This window comes from Lutimonas vermicola (genome assembly GCF_038433205.1).
Classification (GTDB): domain Bacteria; phylum Bacteroidota; class Bacteroidia; order Flavobacteriales; family Flavobacteriaceae; genus Lutimonas; species Lutimonas vermicola.
In genome coordinates this window covers 1,003,780-1,022,838 of the sequence record NZ_JBCDNA010000002.1, presented here as the reverse complement: position 1 = coordinate 1,022,838, position 19,059 = coordinate 1,003,780, and the positions used below count along the sequence as shown (strand labels likewise).

At 37.4% G+C, this 19,059-nt stretch carries 17 protein-coding genes and 1 tRNA gene; 11 read left to right on the top strand and 7 right to left on the bottom strand.

The genetic code is table 11. The annotated features are described in order from the left end of the window. A partial coding sequence (locus tag AABB81_RS11880) for a pyridoxal-dependent decarboxylase (protein WP_342160750.1) occupies positions 1–934 on the bottom strand: 934 nt, incomplete at its 3' end. A 330-nt stretch (positions 935–1,264) separates the two neighbouring features. Here AABB81_RS11880 and uvrC point away from each other — a divergent pair. Together uvrC and AABB81_RS11870 are read left to right on the top strand one after the other, a co-directional pair. Continuing rightward, positions 1,265–3,070 carry an excinuclease ABC subunit UvrC gene (gene uvrC, locus AABB81_RS11875; RefSeq protein ID WP_342160749.1) on the top strand — a complete coding sequence of 602 codons (1,806 nt, stop codon included), beginning with the start codon at positions 1,265–1,267 and terminating at the stop codon, positions 3,068–3,070. Further along, positions 3,067–5,301: a patatin-like phospholipase family protein gene (locus AABB81_RS11870; RefSeq protein ID WP_342160748.1), complete on the top strand. Its 2,235-nt coding sequence runs from the start codon at positions 3,067–3,069 to the stop codon at positions 5,299–5,301. The genes uvrC and AABB81_RS11870 overlap by 4 nt, the downstream gene beginning before the upstream one ends. Before the next feature lie 146 nt (positions 5,302–5,447). Here AABB81_RS11870 and AABB81_RS11865 read toward each other — a convergent pair whose 3' ends face one another. From AABB81_RS11865 to AABB81_RS11850, 4 genes are read right to left on the bottom strand one after another with little or no spacing between them, the layout of a single operon-like run. Beyond that, entirely contained in the window at positions 5,448–8,939 is a 3,492-nt protein-coding gene (locus AABB81_RS11865) for an efflux RND transporter permease subunit (protein WP_342160747.1), read from the bottom strand. 2 nt (positions 8,940–8,941) lie between these two features. Continuing rightward, positions 8,942–10,117 carry an efflux RND transporter periplasmic adaptor subunit gene (locus AABB81_RS11860; protein WP_342160746.1) on the bottom strand — a complete coding sequence of 392 codons (1,176 nt, stop codon included), beginning with the start codon at positions 10,115–10,117 and terminating at the stop codon, positions 8,942–8,944. A gap of 1 nt (position 10,118) precedes the next feature. Continuing rightward, positions 10,119–11,453: a TolC family protein gene (locus AABB81_RS11855; protein WP_342160745.1), complete on the bottom strand. Its 1,335-nt coding sequence runs from the start codon at positions 11,451–11,453 to the stop codon at positions 10,119–10,121. Next, entirely contained in the window at positions 11,450–12,046 is a 597-nt protein-coding gene (locus AABB81_RS11850) for a TetR/AcrR family transcriptional regulator (RefSeq protein WP_342160744.1), read from the bottom strand. The genes AABB81_RS11855 and AABB81_RS11850 overlap by 4 nt, the downstream gene beginning before the upstream one ends. 191 nt (positions 12,047–12,237) lie before the next feature. Here AABB81_RS11850 and AABB81_RS11845 point away from each other — a divergent pair, with 191 nt between their 5' ends. Together AABB81_RS11845 and AABB81_RS11840 are read left to right on the top strand one after the other, a co-directional pair. Continuing rightward, complete coding sequence (locus AABB81_RS11845) at positions 12,238–13,203, top strand: polyprenyl synthetase family protein (protein WP_342160743.1); 966 nt, start codon at positions 12,238–12,240, stop codon at positions 13,201–13,203. Then, positions 13,200–13,556 carry a hypothetical protein gene (locus tag AABB81_RS11840; RefSeq protein WP_342160741.1) on the top strand — a complete coding sequence of 119 codons (357 nt, stop codon included), beginning with the start codon at positions 13,200–13,202 and terminating at the stop codon, positions 13,554–13,556. Before AABB81_RS11845 ends, AABB81_RS11840 begins: the two co-directional genes overlap by 4 nt. Here AABB81_RS11840 and AABB81_RS11835 read toward each other — a convergent pair. Continuing rightward, entirely contained in the window at positions 13,537–14,151 is a 615-nt protein-coding gene (locus tag AABB81_RS11835) for a hypothetical protein (protein ID WP_342160740.1), read from the bottom strand. The two genes, AABB81_RS11840 and AABB81_RS11835, sit on opposite strands and share 20 nt — an antisense overlap. Before the next feature lie 96 nt (positions 14,152–14,247). Here AABB81_RS11835 and AABB81_RS11830 point away from each other — a divergent pair. After that, positions 14,248–14,321, top strand: a tRNA-Ile gene (locus AABB81_RS11830). Between the two features lie 355 nt (positions 14,322–14,676). Further along, positions 14,677–14,802, top strand: a complete 126-nt coding sequence (locus tag AABB81_RS11825; RefSeq protein ID WP_342160739.1) for a PID-CTERM protein-sorting domain-containing protein — start codon at positions 14,677–14,679, stop codon at positions 14,800–14,802. A gap of 19 nt (positions 14,803–14,821) precedes the next feature. Here AABB81_RS11825 and AABB81_RS11820 read toward each other — a convergent pair whose 3' ends face one another. Next, positions 14,822–15,406, bottom strand: a complete 585-nt coding sequence (locus AABB81_RS11820; protein WP_342160738.1) for a riboflavin synthase — start codon at positions 15,404–15,406, stop codon at positions 14,822–14,824. Positions 15,407–15,484: 78 nt separating this feature from the next. On the opposite strand from AABB81_RS11820, the gene pdxA reads away from it, so the two are divergent. The 5 genes from pdxA to accB all read left to right on the top strand — a co-directional run bounded on the left by pdxA (position 15,485) and on the right by accB (position 19,024). Next, positions 15,485–16,546: a 4-hydroxythreonine-4-phosphate dehydrogenase PdxA gene (gene pdxA / locus AABB81_RS11815; protein ID WP_342160736.1), complete on the top strand. Its 1,062-nt coding sequence runs from the start codon at positions 15,485–15,487 to the stop codon at positions 16,544–16,546. Between the two features lie 56 nt (positions 16,547–16,602). After that, positions 16,603–17,139, top strand: a complete 537-nt coding sequence (locus tag AABB81_RS11810; RefSeq protein WP_342160735.1) for a YceD family protein — start codon at positions 16,603–16,605, stop codon at positions 17,137–17,139. 2 nt (positions 17,140–17,141) lie between these two features. Continuing rightward, on the top strand, positions 17,142–17,336 hold the full coding sequence (gene rpmF / locus AABB81_RS11805) for a 50S ribosomal protein L32 (protein WP_342160734.1): 195 nt from the start codon (positions 17,142–17,144) through the stop codon (positions 17,334–17,336). Positions 17,337–17,517: 181 nt separating this feature from the next. Then, positions 17,518–18,513 carry a beta-ketoacyl-ACP synthase III gene (locus tag AABB81_RS11800; RefSeq protein ID WP_342160733.1) on the top strand — a complete coding sequence of 332 codons (996 nt, stop codon included), beginning with the start codon at positions 17,518–17,520 and terminating at the stop codon, positions 18,511–18,513. Positions 18,514–18,535: 22 nt separating this feature from the next. After that, positions 18,536–19,024 carry an acetyl-CoA carboxylase biotin carboxyl carrier protein gene (gene accB / locus AABB81_RS11795; RefSeq protein ID WP_342160732.1) on the top strand — a complete coding sequence of 163 codons (489 nt, stop codon included), beginning with the start codon at positions 18,536–18,538 and terminating at the stop codon, positions 19,022–19,024. Positions 19,025–19,059: the final 35 nt, after the last annotated feature.

The window sequence follows — 19,059 nt, the reverse complement described above, 5'->3', positions numbered from 1 at the left end:
AAACGGCAATCGCATTGGCTCCTGATCGACTTCCGCAGAGCGTAAGGTCCATTCCTTCAACATACTCAGCTTCCTTGGTGAGCACGTTTTCTATAAGGCCTTTTCGGCTTAAATAGACTCCTGTCCCATAAGGAGCCTGCAACATTTTATGGGCATCGATGGTAATGGACGAAACCTTTGGATTGCTAAAGTTTATTTTTGACTTCAGGTTGCTAAACGGATAAATAAAACCTCCGTACGCACCATCAATATGTAATTTATATTCAAGGTTTAGCCCTTCGAGCAGCTCCGTATACACATCAGGATCATCCACTGAACCAAACATGGTTGTGGCCATATTGGCAATAACGATAAAATATTTTTTCCCATTGGCAATGGCCCCGTTGACCACGCCTTCTAAAGCAACAGGATCAATTTCCCTGTTTTCAAAGTTTACAGGGATACTAAGAAGGTCCAGACTTAGCAGGTTGGAGGCCTTGGGTATAGAATAATGTGTGTCTTCTGAAGCCAGAATTACTATCTCATTATTTTTGGCGCTAAAATGATTATTGAAGTAGTTTCTAAAGACCCATATGGCTTGGATATTTGCCTCAGTACCGCCAGGAGCAATATATCCATCGAATTGCTCGTCTTCCATCTTAAAGAAATCAACTGCTAAAACCCTTAATACTTCTCGCTCAATTTCCTGAGTTCCCTTAAAGGCACTCTCAGATGAACCAAAAGTATGACACCCTATGTGATTTGGATTGGCTACATAGGTTTTGAGCGTTGGTGCATCCTTTAAAAAAGGAGCATCACTGTAAAATACCTTGTCGTCTAATTTAGAGGCAGGATAACCCAGGGAAGTGTCATTCTCAAAATCAACATTTTCTTTCAGGGCGTTTTCAATTCTCAATTGTAATGTATGATGGGTAAGTTTTTTCCAATATTTCATTTCCTTGTATTTTAAAAACGTATTTTTATGATCTGTTTTGGATGTGTAAAAATACGAATATTGCCTGTATAAAGCCATGATAAACAGGGCTTCTGGAGGCGAATTAAAATTTTATTAAAATCGTAAAGATTTAAAATTAAATTGTTCAATTGTAGTTTTTGACTGAGCTTAACTGTGATAAATCAAAGATTTTGATTTATTTTATACGGAAATCCAAATGAACTTTCAACAAGTTTTCGAAAAAGAAGAGACTGTGTTGACAAGGATATTGTTTTTGAGCACTGAACTCATGGATATATAGGATCCAAATGACCATTAAAAGACCCCTAATTGGAATTAGAAGTTCAAATAAAATCCCTGCCTGATTCACCTGGAGTGTACCAATACTTTGACCGGGACGAGAAACTCTTATACATAGGCAAGGCCAAGAACCTGAAAAAAAGGGTGGCATCATATTTTACAAAGCATCATGAAAACGGGAAGACCAGGGTGTTAGTAAAGAAGATTGCTCAGATAAAGCACATCGTTGTAGAAACAGAGACAGATGCCCTTTTACTTGAGAATAACCTGATAAAGAAGTATCAACCCCGTTATAATGTGCTTTTGAAAGATGATAAGACCTACCCATGGATCTGCATTAAAAAGGAAGCTTTTCCCAGAGTGTTTCAAACAAGAAATGTTTGGAAGGACGGTTCGGAGTATTATGGCCCATACACATCAGTAAAAACAGTTAGGGCACTGTTATCTTTGATAAAGGAATTATATCCATTGAGGAGCTGCGCTTATAACCTCTCTCCTGAGAACATTCAAAATGAAAAGTACAAGGTCTGTTTGGAATATCATATCAAGAATTGCAAAGGAGCCTGTGAGGGGCTGCAATCAGAAGAAGATTACGATCAGGACATCAAAGAGATCAGGAATATCATCAAAGGTCAATTTCGATCCTCTTTAAAGCGATTTGAACAGTTAATGCTCGATTTTTCAGAACGGGCCGAATATGAAGAAGCTCAGAAAATCAAAGATAAGATAGAATTGTTGTCTAACTATCAGGCCAAATCTACAGTGGTAAACCCTTCAATCACAAATGTTGATGTGTTTAGTATTGTATCAGACGAGTCTTTTGCCTACGTGAACTTCCTCAAGATCGTGAACGGAGCAATCATCCAGTCACATACCGTAGAGATCAAAAAGAAACTGGATGAAGATGACAAGTCATTACTGGAATTGGCCATCATTGAAATACGAGAACGGTTCCATTCTTTATCTCCTGAAATATTCACGCCAATGTCGATTGATATGGGCGACCTGGTTAAAGTAACGGTGCCGAAACAAGGAGATAAAAAACGCATTGTTGAATTATCTATTCGCAATGCCAAATATTTCAGGCAGGAACGATTTAAGCAAATTCAGATCATTGATCCCGACAGGCATACAAAAAGGATAATGGCCCAAATGCAAAAAGACCTGAGGCTCAAACAAGAACCCCGGCACATTGAATGTTTTGACAACTCCAATATACAGGGTAGTCATCCTGTGGCAGCATGCGTGGTATTTAAAAATGGGAAACCCGACAAAAAGGAATACCGTCACTTTAATATTAAAACTGTTGATGGGCCTGATGATTACGCCTCTATGGAAGAAGTCGTTCACAGAAGGTACAAGAGGCTTTTACAGGAAGAAAGGGACCTCCCTCAACTTATTGTCATTGACGGAGGTAAGGGTCAGCTGTCTTCAGCCTTGAAAAGTCTTGAGGTGTTGGGTTTAAGAGGTAAAATTGCCATTATAGGTATTGCCAAACGACTCGAAGAAATCTATTATCCGGGTGATTCCATTCCGTTGTACCTTGATAAAAAATCGGAATCCCTTAAAATCATTCAACAATTGCGAAACGAGGCACATAGGTTTGGTATTGCACATCATCGAAATAAACGGAGCAAGGGAGCTATCAACAGTGAGCTTTCTAACATCGATGGAATTGGAGAAAAAACCATTTTAACCTTGTTAAAAAAATTTAAGTCAATTAAAAGGATAAAAACTGCAACCTTTGAAGAATTAGAGCAACTTATAGGTAAGGATAAGGCTGCAAAAGTTAGCCGTCAATTTAAAATCGAACAGCCCCCAAAATCGACTTCATGAGATATTTCCTTTTCATTTTATATTTTATATCGCTGCCTGTTCTGCATGCCCAGGAAGAAGTTCCTGAGCAGGAAGATATAAAAATCGGCTTGGTTTTGAGCGGAGGAGGCGCCAAGGGTTTTGCTCATATAGAGGTGTTAAAAAAACTGGATGAAGCGGGAATAAGGATTGATTATATTGCAGGAACAAGTATGGGTGCTATTATTGGAGGTCTTTATGCCTCCGGTTACAGTGCGAAAGAACTCGATTCAGTTTTAAGGGTTTATGACCTTAATGGTCTCGTTAGAGATGAGCTGCCGAGAGAGGTTTCGTCATTCTATCAAAAGGAGAATGGTGGTAAATACGCCGTTTCTTTGCCCCTGGTTAAAAGAAAGATTGAATTACCTTCGGCTGTTTCAAATGGTCAAAGTGCTTTTAATGTGTTTTCCAGGCTTACCGAACATGTTCACGGAATTGATGATTTCAGCAAATTGAATGTACCATTCTTTTGTATTGCCACCAATTTGGAAACCGGCGAAGAAGTGGTGTTGGATAAAGGCTTCCTTCCTGAAGCAATTCGAGCAAGTGGTTCGTTTCCGGGTTTATTGACACCTGTAAAAGTCGATGGGAAGGTCTTGGTGGACGGCGGGATCGTAGATAATTTTCCGGTGGAAAAAATGAGGGAAAAAGGGGTTGACTATATTATTGGGGTCAACGTTTCAGCAGGCCTTAAGGAGATTGAAAACCTCACAACATTACCTGAAATTTTAATGCAGATTGCCGGCTTTCAGATGTATAATAAATGGGAAGAAAAGATACAGAAATCAGACTTATACATCAGGCCCGAATTAGATGAGTTTTCTACCTTCTCTTTCGATCAAAGTGAAGAGATCATGAGAAGAGGTAAAATCGCAGTGGATAAAGTGGAGGATCAGCTTATGGCATTAGCGGCCCGTCAAAAAGGCCCGGCTCCCAAAAGATCTATTAAGGCTTATTCTTTTAGTGATGAATTCCTGATCAATGAGATATCCATTAAAGGCAACAGAAACTTTACTGATAAATATTGTATTAAAAAATTGGGACTTGAAAAAAATAAAAGGATCAGTCAGAAAGATTTTATGAGAGGGATTGATGTTTTAACGGCTACCGGCAATTTCGAAAGTGTTTTTTACAAATTGGCCCCTGCAGATGAGGGAATAAATGTAGAATTTGAAATCATTGAGAAAAAGGAAAAAACCTTGATTCAATTCGGGGCACATTATGACGATTTGTATAAAACCGGAATTCTCATCAACCTAACCAATAAACATTTATTCTTTAAAAATGATTTTGTTTCGGCAGATTTTGTAGTTGGAGATAATATCAGATACAATATTGATTACTTCTATGATAATGGTTTTAACTGGAGCTTTGGCCTCAATACAAGATATAATACCTTTAAATCTGATATAGTTTCTTCAGCGCTCCCCATTGTTAGAACCGGAGGCCCTTTAGATAACGGATTACTTGTTCCCTTGCGTTATGTCGATTTTACGACCAAACTTTTCCTGCAATCAACGGTAAAAGATCAGTGGGCATTTCAAGTGGGTATCGAGCATAAATTCATCAATGCGTTTACCGATGAAGTCGTCAATGACGACACCAACAGGATTTATTTTGATCGAAGTCATTATTTAAATGCTTTTGGGAAAATTATGCTGGATACTTATGACACCAATTACTTCCCTAAAAAAGGTGTATTTCTTGATGCTGATTATGTGCTTTATGGGTATTCAAGTGATTATTACAAGAATTTTACGCCCTTTTCCCAGTTATCAGGGAAGGTTGGCTTAGCCTATACCTTTTTTGACAAACTCACTTTTCAGGTTATTTCTCAAGCCGGGATAACTTTGGGCAACAATGAAAATGAAGTATTAGATTATCATCTCGGAGGCTTTAATGAAAACTATATCAATACATTTGTTCCTTTTTACGGCTATGGCTTTGCCGAATTTAACGAATCTGCCTATCTGAGAACAGCGTTCACTGCCAGGTTTGAAATATTTCGAAAAAACTTTCTTTCCTTTACTGGCAATTTTGGACGGATTAATGACGATATCTGGAACGATGGAAGAATTTTTGAAGACACAAAAAGCGGTTATGCTGCAGGTTACGGTGTGAATACGATCATTGGACCCATAGAATTATTGTATTCGTGGAATCCAGACAACAACCAGAATCACTGGTATATCAATGTCGGCTTCTGGTTCTAAGTTGGAGAAAGGTTGTAAGAACTTTGTATTAAACCCAAAGAGAACTCACTTTTACAACATTGGGCTGTTTTTTTAAAATATAAATGAGAAATGAACTTCTTAGCAATGAAGTTCATTTCTCATTTGTTATATTTTATCAATGGACATCAGTCATCCACAGCATTTACAGACGGTCGCGTTTTTGTTCTCAACCACATCTTAAACCTGGTTATTAAATAAAATAGTATGGGAACTACGACTAGCGTTAAAAAAGTAGCTATAAGAAGGCCATAAATCACTGTCCATGCCAATGGTCCCCAAAAAACTACATTATCCCCTCCTATATAGATCTGAGGATCAAGCTCTGTAAATAATGTATAGAAATTTATATTGAAGCCAACAGCTAAAGGTATTAATCCCAATATGGTTGTGATAGCCGTTAACAAAACAGGGCGCAGTCTGGCTTTTCCAGCCTGCACGATGGATTTAAGCAAATTTTCATTGTCAAGATATGCATCTTCATCAATATCCAATTCAACTTTTTTTCTATCGATCAGCAACTGGGTATAATCCAGCAGTACTACCCCGTTGTTGACCACAATACCAGCCAAGGAAATGATACCAACCATGGTCATCATGATTACAAAAGAATTTCCCGTAATGATCAGACCACTAAATACGCCTATCAAACTCAGAAATATGGCCAGCATAATGATTCCTGGTTTCGATACAGAGTTAAATTGAAAGATCAGGATCAGAAAGATGAGTCCGAGACCCGATATAAAGGCTCCTACTAAAAACGCCATTTGTTTATTCTGCTCCTCAATTTGTCCTGTGTAGTCAATTTTTACTCCGGCCGGCAGGTCAGAAAAACCTTCCATTTCAGACTGAATTCTGTTGACGATGGCTCCTGCATCAGTAAAGCCCGGAGAAAGAGCCGAATACAAGGTAACCACCCTTTTTACATCTTTGTGTTTGATTGCGCTGAAGGCAGAATTGTTTTTCCGTTCAGTTACAGCAGACACCGGTACCTCCTTTATCTTACCGGTTGCAGGGTCCCTGAAGGTAATCTTTTGGTTAAAAATGGCACTTTTATTATACTTGTCTTTTTCATTGAATCTTACATAAATGTCATAGTCTTCTCCATCTTCCTTGTAAATACCTGCTTTTGCGCCAAAGATTGAATTTCTCAGTTGCTGGCCTACCTGTCCGGCACTTACCCCAAGCTCACCGGCTTTTCTGCGGTCAACAGTAACATACATCGAGGGTTTAGAACGGTTGACGTCAATTTTCAATTCATCTATTCCCATGATACTTTGCATATTGATGAAATCTTTCATTTTTTCTGCAGTATGAATGAGTTCAATGTAGTCATCACCTTCTATTTCAATATTGATTGGATATCCGGCTGGTGGTCCATTGGCTTCTTTTTCAACACTGATGGTTACCCCGGGATAAATCCCTACAAGAGCTTCCTGAATTTTTTGCCTCAGTTGTTCACTATCTTTGCCTTTTCGATACTTAAATTCACGCATAGATGCAGTAATCTTTGATTTATGAGGCATCTCTGCGGCTGATCCCCCATCAGTTTGAGGATTCCCTGCGCCTTCACCAACCTGTGCCACTGCACTTTCGACCATAAAATTATAGTCACCATCTTTATATTCTTCAGCATTTAAGAATGAATAAACGCGTTGTTCAATCTCTTTTGTAATATTGTTGGTCTTTTCAATTTCTGTCCCTTGAGGATATTCAATATATACTATGATTTGATTTGGAACGTTGTCAGGAAAGAATTCAACTTTCGTTCTTTGGGTGGCCACTGAGGCTCCAAAACCGGCAAAGGCCAGAAAAAGTAAGATGATGGTTCCCGCTGTAATGGCATAAGGTTTCCAGCCACTGAGGGAGGTTTTTAAAGTCTTTTCGTAAATTTTTTCCGATTTTGTCAGGATTTCTGTCTGAAAATAATTTGCCATCTTTCTCAGTACCAACCTGTACACCCAAAGCAGGATGGCTGTGGTCAGCATAATAGACCCGAAAATCTTGTATTGTCCTCCAATAAAAAAGATCAGAAGCCCAAACAGCACCAATATCCCTGTTATGGTAAAAATATTTTTACGCGACATATCCTTATCTTCAATACTCATAAATTGAGAAACCATTACTGAATTAAAAAAGATCGCTACAACCAGCGAAGAACCAAGCACCACCGATAGCGTAATAGGCAGATAAATCATAAATTCCCCCATAACACCAGGCCATAACCCCAGAGGTATAAAGGCAGCAATGGTGGTGGCCGTGGAAATAATAATAGGAAAGGCAATTTCGCTAATTCCTTTTTTAGCGGCTTCTTTCCTGCTCATACCTTCTTCATCCATGAGTCTGTACACATTTTCCACAACAACGATACCGTTATCCACCAGCATTCCAAGTCCCATGATCAATCCAAACAGCACCATGGTGTTCATGGAATATCCCAAAGCATCTAAAATCATCAAAGACATAAGCATAGACATAGGAATGGCAAACCCTACAAAGAGCGCATTTCTAAATCCTAAAAAGAACATCAGGACCGTGACCACCAGAATAATTCCAAAAACAATATTATTCACTAAATCATCGACCTGACCCAAAGTCTTGGGAGATTGGTCATTTGTAATGGAGATCCTTAGGTCACTTGGAAATACATTGATCCTGGCATCCGAAACAATGGTTTGTATTTTTTCAGCTGCAGCCACCATGTTTTTGCCGCTTCTTTTCTTCACATCGAGCATCACAACAACTTCTCCAAAGTTTCTGGCATAGGTTGTTTTTTCTTTTTCTTTAAAAGATACATTAGCAATGTCTTTTAAATAAATGGGGCTGTTATTTTCCGATTTTACAACAAAATCATCAAGATCCGACGGTTCGTCAATTTCTCCTATGATTCTAATAGTGCGCCTCTGACCACTTGAAACAAGGTTTCCTGCCGACATGGTTATATTCCCGTTGTTTACTGCACTGATCACGTCATCAAAACTAACCTTTGCGGCCATCATTTTATAAATATCAACGGCGATTTCAACTTCCTTTTCCTGGGCACCTCTTATATCAACTTGCTTTATCTCCTGCAGGTTTTCAATTTCATCCTCCAGATATTCTGCATATTCCTTGAGTTTTTCAACTGGATAATCACCTGTAATATTAATATTCAGGATGGGCATTTCTTCAGAAAGCGTCAGTTCAAAAACGTTAGGTTCAACTTTGGCACCATTGAAGGTTGGCCAATCTTCTCCTGCCGTTTCAGAATCAATTTCATCCTTCACTTTTTGTTTGGCATCATCAACATTGATGTTCTCATCAAACTCGATCACAACCATCGAATAATCCTCCTGGGAAGTAGACGTAATTTCGACTACATTGCTCACAGTTTTAAGCTTTTCCTCAATCGGATCTGTCAATAATTTTTCAACATCCTCCGCTGTATTTCCAGGATAGATAGAACTCACGTATATTTTGGTTTCCTTAATTTCGGGGAAATTCTCTCTCGGCATATTGTTATACGACGACAGACCGGAAAATAGAATGATCAAAATAATAACGTAAATAGTCGTTTTATTATTGATAGCCCATGACGACAAACCGAACTCTTTGTCGAGTACTTTTTTCTGTTTGACCATAATTATGCGTCTTGGTTGATTATTTTCACTTTTTGACCGTCATTCACGCTTCTGGCACCCTCCATGATCACTTCACTCCCCGATGTCAGGCCCTTGGTTACTTCAATATAATCACCCTGAGTAAGTCCCGTTTCAATAATCAATTTTTCGGCTGTGGCTTCATTATTTTCCGTCTTGTCTTTAACGACATAAACATATTGTTCGCCACTGGCATTTTCAGAAATGACGCTTTGAGGAATGAGTAAGGCTTTTTCGTTAGAATAGTCATTAATTCTTAGTTTGGCAGTTAGGTTGGGTTTTATAGACTTCTCCTTATTGGGTACAGATATTTCCACTTTGAACGTTCTGTTATCTGGATTGATAAAATCTCCTACTTGCCGAACTTTAGATTCAATCTTTATACCCAATACTGGAAACTCCACTTCCACTTTTTTGTTTTTGGTAATTGTTGTAATGTATTTTTCAGGGACATCGGTAACTATGTACATGTTGTCGAGGTTCACTATTCGCATCAGTTCTGATTGCCCCGGCATAACGACACTTCCTTGTTCGGTTAATACATCATCAATAGTTCCCGAGAAAGGAGCTCGCACAATCGTTTTTGCAACTTGTTGTTCTAATTGAGCAATGGCCTGGTTTTGTGCTTCATAATTTGATTTGGCTTGCAAATATTGCATTTCACTTCCGATTTTCTGATCCCAAAGCCTTTGCTGTCTTTCAAAAGTCGTTTTGGCCAGGTCGGCCTGGATTTTCAACTGAGCCAGTTGCTGACTTAATCCTCCGTCATCTATTTTAGCAAGTATTTGTCCTTTTTCCACTTTTTGACCTTCCTTGACATAAACATTCGAGAGAACCCCAGAGAATTCAGGATAGATCATCAAGAGATTTTTAGTCGTCACGTTTCCCTGTAATTCCAGAAAATGCCTAAATTCAGTTTCTTCTAGTTTAAAAGAAGTGATTAAAGGGATTCTTTTACCAGCGTCAAGTTCTTCAATGGCGATATCGAGTTTTTTAATTTCTCGTTTAATCAGATTTTGTTCGCTAACCAACTCGGATTTTTTAGCCCGAATTGATTCAAGGTTCCGGGATTCAATAACAGCCTCTACGCTTTTTTTGTCTCCATTGCCGCAGGAAGCAAGAAGGATTGCTATTATAAACAGGGGTAATATGTTTTTCATATCAAAATAAGTTAAGTGCATTTTCTAATTCTACTTTTGTCTGAATGATTTCCAGAATTGATTGAATATAATCTTGTTGTGAGCTATATAATTGATTTTGAACGTTTGTTAAATTTATGCTGGTGCTCAGGCCTTCAAAGAATTTAATTTGTTCTTTATCTGCAATACGCTCTGCCAATACGAGGTTTTTACTTGAAGTCTGAAATTGATCCAAGGCAAATTGGTATTTATTTTTCGCGGTGGACACTTGCAGTTTTAGCTCCTCAGACTTCTCATTGAGGTCGATTTCTGATTGCATTAAATTGATCTTGGCTTGTTGTGTTCTGGCACTTCTTTGCAGGCTGCTGAATATGGGAACTTTTAAACTGATACCTATTAAAGACGAGTCGAACCAATTATCCTGACTTTCGAAGAAAATGAAATTATTGTTATTCGCAAATTGTGAATAATTCACAAATGCATTCAGGGAAGGCATGCCTTTGGTTTTTTCATATTTTACCAATAAGGCATCAGATTCAACCTTGTTATCTGCAATTTTAAAATCAATATGGTTCTCAAGGTTAAAATCAGTCGTGATCATATTCATGTCAGTACTTCTCAAAGCAAGTGCTTCCAGGTTTTCGGTCAGTGTTACAGGTTCGTTGATGGGAATGCCCAGAGTCAAATTAAACATTTGTTTATAGATAAATTCCTCTCTTCTAGACCTGTTCAACGCATTGTCGATCTTTGATAAAGTAATTTGTTGTTGTTCAAAATCCTGTTCTTCGGCGAAACCATTTTCTAATAGCATCTTTGTTTCAAGCAGGTTTTTTTCTAATACTTCCTTGTTTTTGATTAGAATTTTTATGGTTTCTTTGGAAACCAAAACCGTTCCATATGCATTTATGACTGCTTCTCGAATACTTTGATCGGTTTTTTCCTTTGCCAGATTTGAAATTTTCAAAAAGGTTTTGGCAGATTGCAGGCCCACTAAATAAGAGCCGTCAAAAAGGATTTGATTTAAAGTTACAGTTGCATTCATATTTTGTTTGGCCCCAAAAACCACCTCTTCAAATTCTCCGGGCGGACCGCCTACAATCTCTGCGGGCAGGAAGGTAACAGCCTGTTTTATCCAATTTTGATAATCAATAGTTCCATCGATCTGTGGCAACCCAAATGAGGTTGCTTCCCATTTTTGCTTTTCGGCAGCATCGATATCCAGCGCCGCATTTCTAACCGTATAGTTGTGCTCCAAGGCATATTGGACCGCTTCGTCAAGTGTGAAGGCAAGTGTTTCCTGTGCTTTTGCAGAGAAAACAAAAATCGTCAATACCAGAAAGGCGTATATTTTTTTCATTTTTTAAGAATATTTGATAACATTTTTAATCCTTTTTCAGTTGAAATTGCTCTAACATGATATTCGAGAAAGGCATCTTTCAGCATTGAAATGTCATATACTTTTAAAGGGAAAATTTCATTATTTGTAAGACTCATATTTCCGCTGAAATAAAACCTGGTGATCAAATCTATGTCAATGTCATTTCTGTAATAGCCGTCTCGGATTCCTCTTTTTAAATTATCTGCGATGCAGACACTGACACATTCAAATTGTTTTTCCTTGACCTGTTGAAAGACCTTGGGATAATATTTTTGGAGCTGATAAGCGGGAGATGATTTTTCGTTTTTCAACTGGTCATGTACCATGGATTTAATGGTAAATATTTCTTCAATGGGATTGTGATTTGCCGAACAAACTTTGTCGATTGTTTCATTGATTTTGTCCAGGACATGAAAAGTGGCTGCTTGAACAAGTTTTAACTTTGTCGAAAAATGAGCGTAAATAGTTTTTTTTGACATCCCAAGTTCATTTGCAATGTCGTCCATAGTAACGCTTTTAAACCCTAAATTTAAAAACATATCAGCCGCTTTATGTAAAATCCTGTCTTTCATGGCCGACAAAGATAAATGCTGGAAACTTTAAAAACAAAAAAAGTTTCCTAAGTTTACAAAAATTAACATTGGGCATATGTGTCGAACTCAAAACGTGTTTGTTACATTTGGCTCCATTCGGATTTATTGAAAATTACATTTTCAAATGAGGCTATTCAAGCAGATTAATTATTTTTACCAAAAACAAAATTTTGAGAATAGAGAATTACAGAGAGGCTTTTTTGAATTATCTGGAAAAAAACATCCTTGTTAAGGAACCGGAAAACCTTTATCAGCCAATTGATTATATCATGTCATTAGGTGGTAAGAGAATGAGGCCCGTACTTGCTTTGATGAGTTGTGATTTGTTTGGCGGAGATTTTTATGAGGCTATGGAAGCCGCTTTATCAGTGGAAATGTTTCACAATTTTACCTTGATCCATGATGATATTATGGATAGTGCTGACCTGAGAAGAGGAAAGCAAACAGTTCACAGCAAATGGGATCTGAATACAGCAATACTCTCAGGTGATGCACTTATGATTCAATCGAACCAAAGACTGGAGCATTATGAGGGAACAACTTTTAAAAAGTTAATTTCCTTATATAATAAGACCGCGCTGGAAGTATGTGAAGGACAACAACTGGATATAGATTTTGAGCGCATGTTGGATGTGCCCATGAATGCATATATAAAAATGATCAGTTTTAAAACAGCAGTTCTTGTAGGGGCCTCCATGAAAATGGGAGCCATCGTTGCTAAAGCCTCTTCTAAAGATCAAAATAAGATCTATGATTTTGGATTGAACCTGGGCATTGCATTTCAATTACAGGATGATTTTCTCGACACTTTTGGTTCAGAGGATTTTGGAAAGCGAATTGGGGGAGATATCGTCGAGAGTAAAAAAACGTTTCTTTATATCAAGGCCCTGGAACTTGCCGATTCGGAGGATAAAATCAAATTACTTGATCTTTATTCAGGTGCACATAATGAAGATGAAAAGATCTCCGAAGTTAAAGCCATCTTTATAAAATATGGGATTCCTGAATTGTTGCAGGATGAAATTCAAAGATTTACCTTAAAAGCTTTTAATGATATTGAATCACTCTCACTGGATAAATTGAAAAAAGCGGTATTGAAGGATTTTGGAATGAGTTTGATGAAACGCAAAACATGATGACTTTGAAATTTAATGAAAGTTTGGCTCTTGTCGAAAAAATTGAATCACGGCATCTTCTTGGAAAATTGATTCAACAACTGAATAAGGATGCTGCTCTTTCAGGAATTGATTTTATGTGCGCTGAGAGCTTGTCCGCCAAGGAGCTTCTCAATGAAATATACCATTTGCTTTTACATTTAATGGCCAACGATTTTGGGTCTTACCTGAATTTTCTATATCGGGTAGACATTTCGGAGCAGACTATAAAGTCAATAGTCGACACTGATCCTGAAAAAATTGCTCAGGTAATTACCTTAATGGTCTTAAAAAGAGAATGGCAAAAGGTGTTTTTTAGAAATAAAAACCAATAACGGGAGACCAGGCTGAGCTGTATACGCTTCTGGAAGCATCGTATAAAACATCATATCGAACGCCAAAAGACACATTTCTTGACACAAAAGATGCTCCTAAATAGATGGCATTATTCCAGTAGGAGTAATTGTTTTTGATATTGTTACTACCCAAAATATAAACCGTGCCATTGCCATTGGTTTGCAAACCTTCATATTCAGCCGATAGCTGTAAATAAGGAACTGGCCTGAAAGCCCCCATAATACTTGGCCCGAATGAATTTTGATTATACTTGCCAAAATCGTCCTTATACCCTGAATAGATATAGGTTAAACCAAATCCGGTTAGAAATTTGGGCGAAACGTTGTAATAGGCTTTAGGTGCGATAAGAATATCCGTTCCCCCATTCCAAAATGACAAGCCAAGATTACCACCAAAGCTCCAGCTTCTTTTGTAGGTATACACTTTTTTTACCGGAGCTGTTTTTTGGGTTTCCTGTCTTTTTTCTGATTGAAATTGATAATTTGGATTGTTTTCAATCACTTCTTTTTCCTGAGCCATTGCGGTGAAAATAAAGAATAAAAAACTTACAGTTGTACTAAGGTATTTCAGCATATTTAACTATTTTCTGGATTAACTCTTTTCAAAAAATTAATCAAAGATAATTATTGTGCATCACGTAAAAAAATATTAATATTGCACTCAAATTTAGGACCCATAGCTCAGTTGGTTAGAGCACCTGACTCATAATCAGGTGGTCCCAGGTTCGAGCCCTGGTGGGTCCACAGAAAAGCCCGAACGTGCTGTTCGGGCTTTTTTCATGGCTTGTTCATGAAGAGGATAAAAAGAGAAATAATTAGCAATAAAAGAAAAATAATTAGCAATATTTAATTAATATTTTGAATTAAATATTTAAATATAATCTATAGTTCTTAAATTTGATGTTGACGTTTGAGTTGTCAATTGAATTAATGTTAAATAATTTAATGGTTATTGACATATTTTTTAATCGTTTTCATATATTTGCAACAAATTAGATTTATTTACGTTATATTAAAGATCTAAAAAAAAGGGTAATTTTTTATGGCAAATAAATACTTTAAAGTAATACTGTGTTTTACTTTTATCTTGGTTTCTGACTTGGCACTAGCTCAAGGACCGCCACCACCACCACCACCGGTACCTATTGACGGAGGTATTTTTGGATTACTCGCTTTAGGTGTTGGATACGCGGTTAAAAAGATATATGACAACGCTAAGAACTAGCGGCTGCATTAATTATTTGCTACTTCCCCAATAACCTGGCTACATATTTTCCGATTACATCAAATTCCAGATTTACAGTATCACCAATTTTAATCTGGTGAAAATTAGTGTGCTCATACGTGTAGGGAATTATGGCTACACTAAAACGCTCCGGTTTCGAATTAACAACGGTGAGACTTACGCCGTTAACCGTGATAGACCCTTTTTCAATAGTCAAATTCTGATAGGTATCTTCATAAGTAAAGGTATAGATCCAGCTACCTTCTTCAGCTTTTATTTCAGAACAAACTGCAATCTGGTCTACGTGCCCCTGAACAATGTGGCCGTCTAGTCTTGAACCCAATTGCATGGCCCTTTCCAGATTAATTTTAGAACCAATACTTAAATTTCCAATATTCGATTTGTCAAGCGTTTCTTTTATCGCAGTAATCGTATGAGTGCCTTCGCCAAGTTCAAACACGGTCAAACAAACGCCGTTATGAGCCAGGCTTTGATCTATTTTGAGTTCTTTAGACAATTCACTTCTAACTGTAATATTTAAATTATCCCTGTCTTTGTTTAATTCGATGACCTCTCCCAATTCTTCTATGATTCCCGTAAACATATTGTAAAATTATTGATTAAATTTGTGATTCGGTAAAATTGAATTACCTTTCAAAATTAACAATTATTACAGAGGTGGATGAAAAAAAAGGATAAAATAAAAGTAGGAATTTCGGTTGGTGATTTAAACGGGATTGGTATTGAGATCATATTGAAATCGTTTGAAGACAGCAGAATGCTAGACTTTTGTACTCCTGTGATTTTTGCTTCATCTAAGGTAGTGAGTTTTCATAAGAAAGCGTTGGAATTGAATACGGGTATCCATGGAATAGATCATATTGATAAGATGGTCCCCCAAAAGCTAAATCTTTTGAATGTTTGGAAGGACATGGTCGATGTGGAATTGGGGAAACCGACCAAAAACTCGGGAAAATATGCGTTACTTTCTTTAGAAAATGCCACGGAAGCACTTAAAAAAGGAGATGTTGATGTATTGGTTACAGCACCAATAGATAAAAACAATATACAGTCTGACACATTTTCATTTAAAGGCCACACTGAGTTTTTAGAAAGTAAGTTAGAAGGAGAAGCCCTGATGATTCTTTGTTCCGGAGATTTAAGGGTGGGCTTGATAACTGGCCATATACCTATTAGTAAAGTAGCAGAGGAAATTAGCGCTGAATTGATCAGGAAGAAGGTAAATATCATGTATAAGTCACTGGAAGAAGATTTCAATATTGCCAAACCCAAAATCGCCGTTTTAGGCTTGAATCCGCATTGCGGTGACCATGGAGTTATCGGAACGGAAGATGATGAGATCGTAAGGCCGACTTTACTTGACATACAAAAGGACGGAAAAATTGTTTACGGCCCTTATCCCGCTGATAGTTTTTTTGGAAATGAAAGCTATAAGGGTTTTGATGGAATTTTGGCGATGTATCACGATCAGGGGCTTACAGCATTTAAAACACTTGCTTTTGGTAATGGGGTGAATTTCACTGCTGGGCTTCAAAAGATAAGGACCTCTCCTGATCATGGAACTGCCTATGAGATTGCAGGAAAAGGAAAAGCTGAATTCAGTTCATTCATGGAAGCTATCTTTATGGCAATCAAATTGTTCAGGCACAGGGAAGAGTATTATGACCTGATGGAGAACAAACTTGAAATTCAAAAAGAGAAGAAAAAACAATATTCTAAATAAATTGTTTTTAAATACTTAATTTTTTTCTATCTTTGCGCGCTCAAATTTATGTTCAGATGAAATTGTCAAATGATTTTGTGTTGTCGTTTTTTGGATTAAAAGAAGGAAAGCACAAATTTGAATATAGAATTGACAAACAGTTCTTTGAGTCTTATTCGTTCGATGAATTTTTGGATGCCGATTTTACGATAGTACTTGATTTTGTTAAAAAAAGTACCTTGTTGGAATTGTATTTTACCTGTGAAGGGAAGGCAACAGTTACTTGTGATCTGTCTAATGAAGCTTTTGAACTTCCAATGAGCGGAGCGCTTGATCTGGTAGTTAAGTTTGGAGAGGAATACAATGATGATAATGAGGAGGTGTTAATCCTGCCGCATGGAGAACATCAATTGGATCATTCTCAATTTATTTATGAAATGATCGTTCTTGCTGTTCCATTGAAGAAAATTCATCCTGGAATCGCTGATGGTTCCCTAAAATCGGATGTATTGAAAAAACTTGATGAACTGAGCCCGGAAAAGAAGAAAGATAAAGAGGAAACAGATCCCAGATGGGATGATTTGAAAAAATTACTAATAGATAAAAATAAATAGAGATGGCACATCCTAAAAGAAAAACGTCAAAAACAAGAAGAGATAAGAGAAGAACGCATTACAAAGCTGTATCTCCTCAAATTGCAAAAGATCCTACTACTGGCGAAGCTCATTTATACCATCGTGCCCACTGGCATGAAGGTAAATTGTACTATAGAGGCCAGATTTTAATTGACGCTCAAGAAAACCAAGCATAGTCAAGAGATTTGATATTTATGCTCGAAACCCTCATTTTTGAGGGTTTTTTTGTTGATTTTAATTGAAAATTGACAAAAAATGTTTTTTTTTAAAGAAGGGGCAAACTTAATTTTATTACTTTTGACCTCTGTTTTATCATATTACAAACATTTTATTTCTTAAAACAGTAAATAAACTGACATGAGTAAAGTTACTGCTGCGATTACCGCTGTTGGCAAATATGTTCCTGATTATGTTCTTACTAACAAGGAATTGGAGACTATGGTTGAGACCAATGACGAATGGATTACTTCGAGAACCGGAATAAAAGAAAGAAGAATTTTAAAGGAAGAAGGAAAAGGAACTTCATTTTTGGCTATCAAAGCTGCTGAAGATCTGATCGCCAAAACCAAGCTGGATCCAAAAGAAATCGAAATGGTTATTTTGTGTACAGCCACTCCCGATATGCAAGCCGCTTCTACGGGTGCTTTTGTAGCTTCTGAGATAGGTGCGGTCAATGCCTTTGCTTTTGATCTTGAAGCTGCATGTTCTAGTTTTTTGTATGGATTATCTGTAGCTGCCGGATATATTGAGGGAGGAAGGTATAAAAAAATATTACTTATAGGAGCCGATAAGAATTCCTCCATGATAGATTATACTGACAGAGCCACATGTATTATTTTTGGTGATGGAGCAGGAGCTGTTTTGGTTGAACCTACTACAGACGGAAATGGATTGCAAGACGAATACATGAGATCTGACGGTTCAGGCAGAGAATTTTTAAATGTTGCGGCCGGAGGGTCGGTGATGCCTGCAACGGAGGAGACAGTAAAGAAAAGATTGCATTTTGCAAAACAAGACGGACAAACGGTTTTTAAAAATGCCGTCTTCAATATGGCGGATGTGACTGAAAAAATCATGGAGAGAAACAATCTTTCCAACAAGGATGTGGATTGGTTAGCAGCTCATCAGGCGAATAAACGCATTGTTGAGGCAACTGCCAAACGCATTAAACTAGATCCTTCCAAAGTAATGTTGAACATTCAAAATTACGGAAATACTACTTCAGCTACTTTACCATTGCTTTTAGCTGATTATGAGAAGCAACTTAAAAAAGGAGACAATGTAATATTCGCTGCATTTGGTGGTGGTTTTTCATGGGGATCTATTTATTTTAAGTGGTGTTATAATTCATAAAAACATTCTAAACAATAACATTATGGAATTAAAAGAAATTCAAAACCTAATTAAATTCGTAGCCAAATCAGGTGCTAATGAAGTGAAGTTGGAAATGGGTGATGTCAAAATAACGATCAAAACCGGATCTGACAGACATGAAACGAATTACTTCCAGCAGGCTGCCCCGGTTTCGATGCCAGCGCAGGTTCACCCGACTGAACCACAGCCAGTGCCAGCAGCTACTGAAGCGTCAGAAACAAAAGATCAAGGTGGAGAAGATACCTCGAAATATATTGAGATTAAATCTCCGATCATTGGAACATTATACAGAAAACCTTCACCGGACAAGCCAGTATTTGTTAAAGTTGGGGATACTATTGAAGCCGGGGACACTGTTTGTATCATCGAGGCCATGAAACTTTTTAACGAAGTTGAATCAGAGGTTTCTGGTAAAATTGTTAAAGTTTTGGTGGAAGATTCGTCTCCTGTTGAATTTGATCAGCCATTGTTCCTGATTGATCCTTCCTAGTATCAAGCTATCCTATAAAAGATCAGTAAATTCCT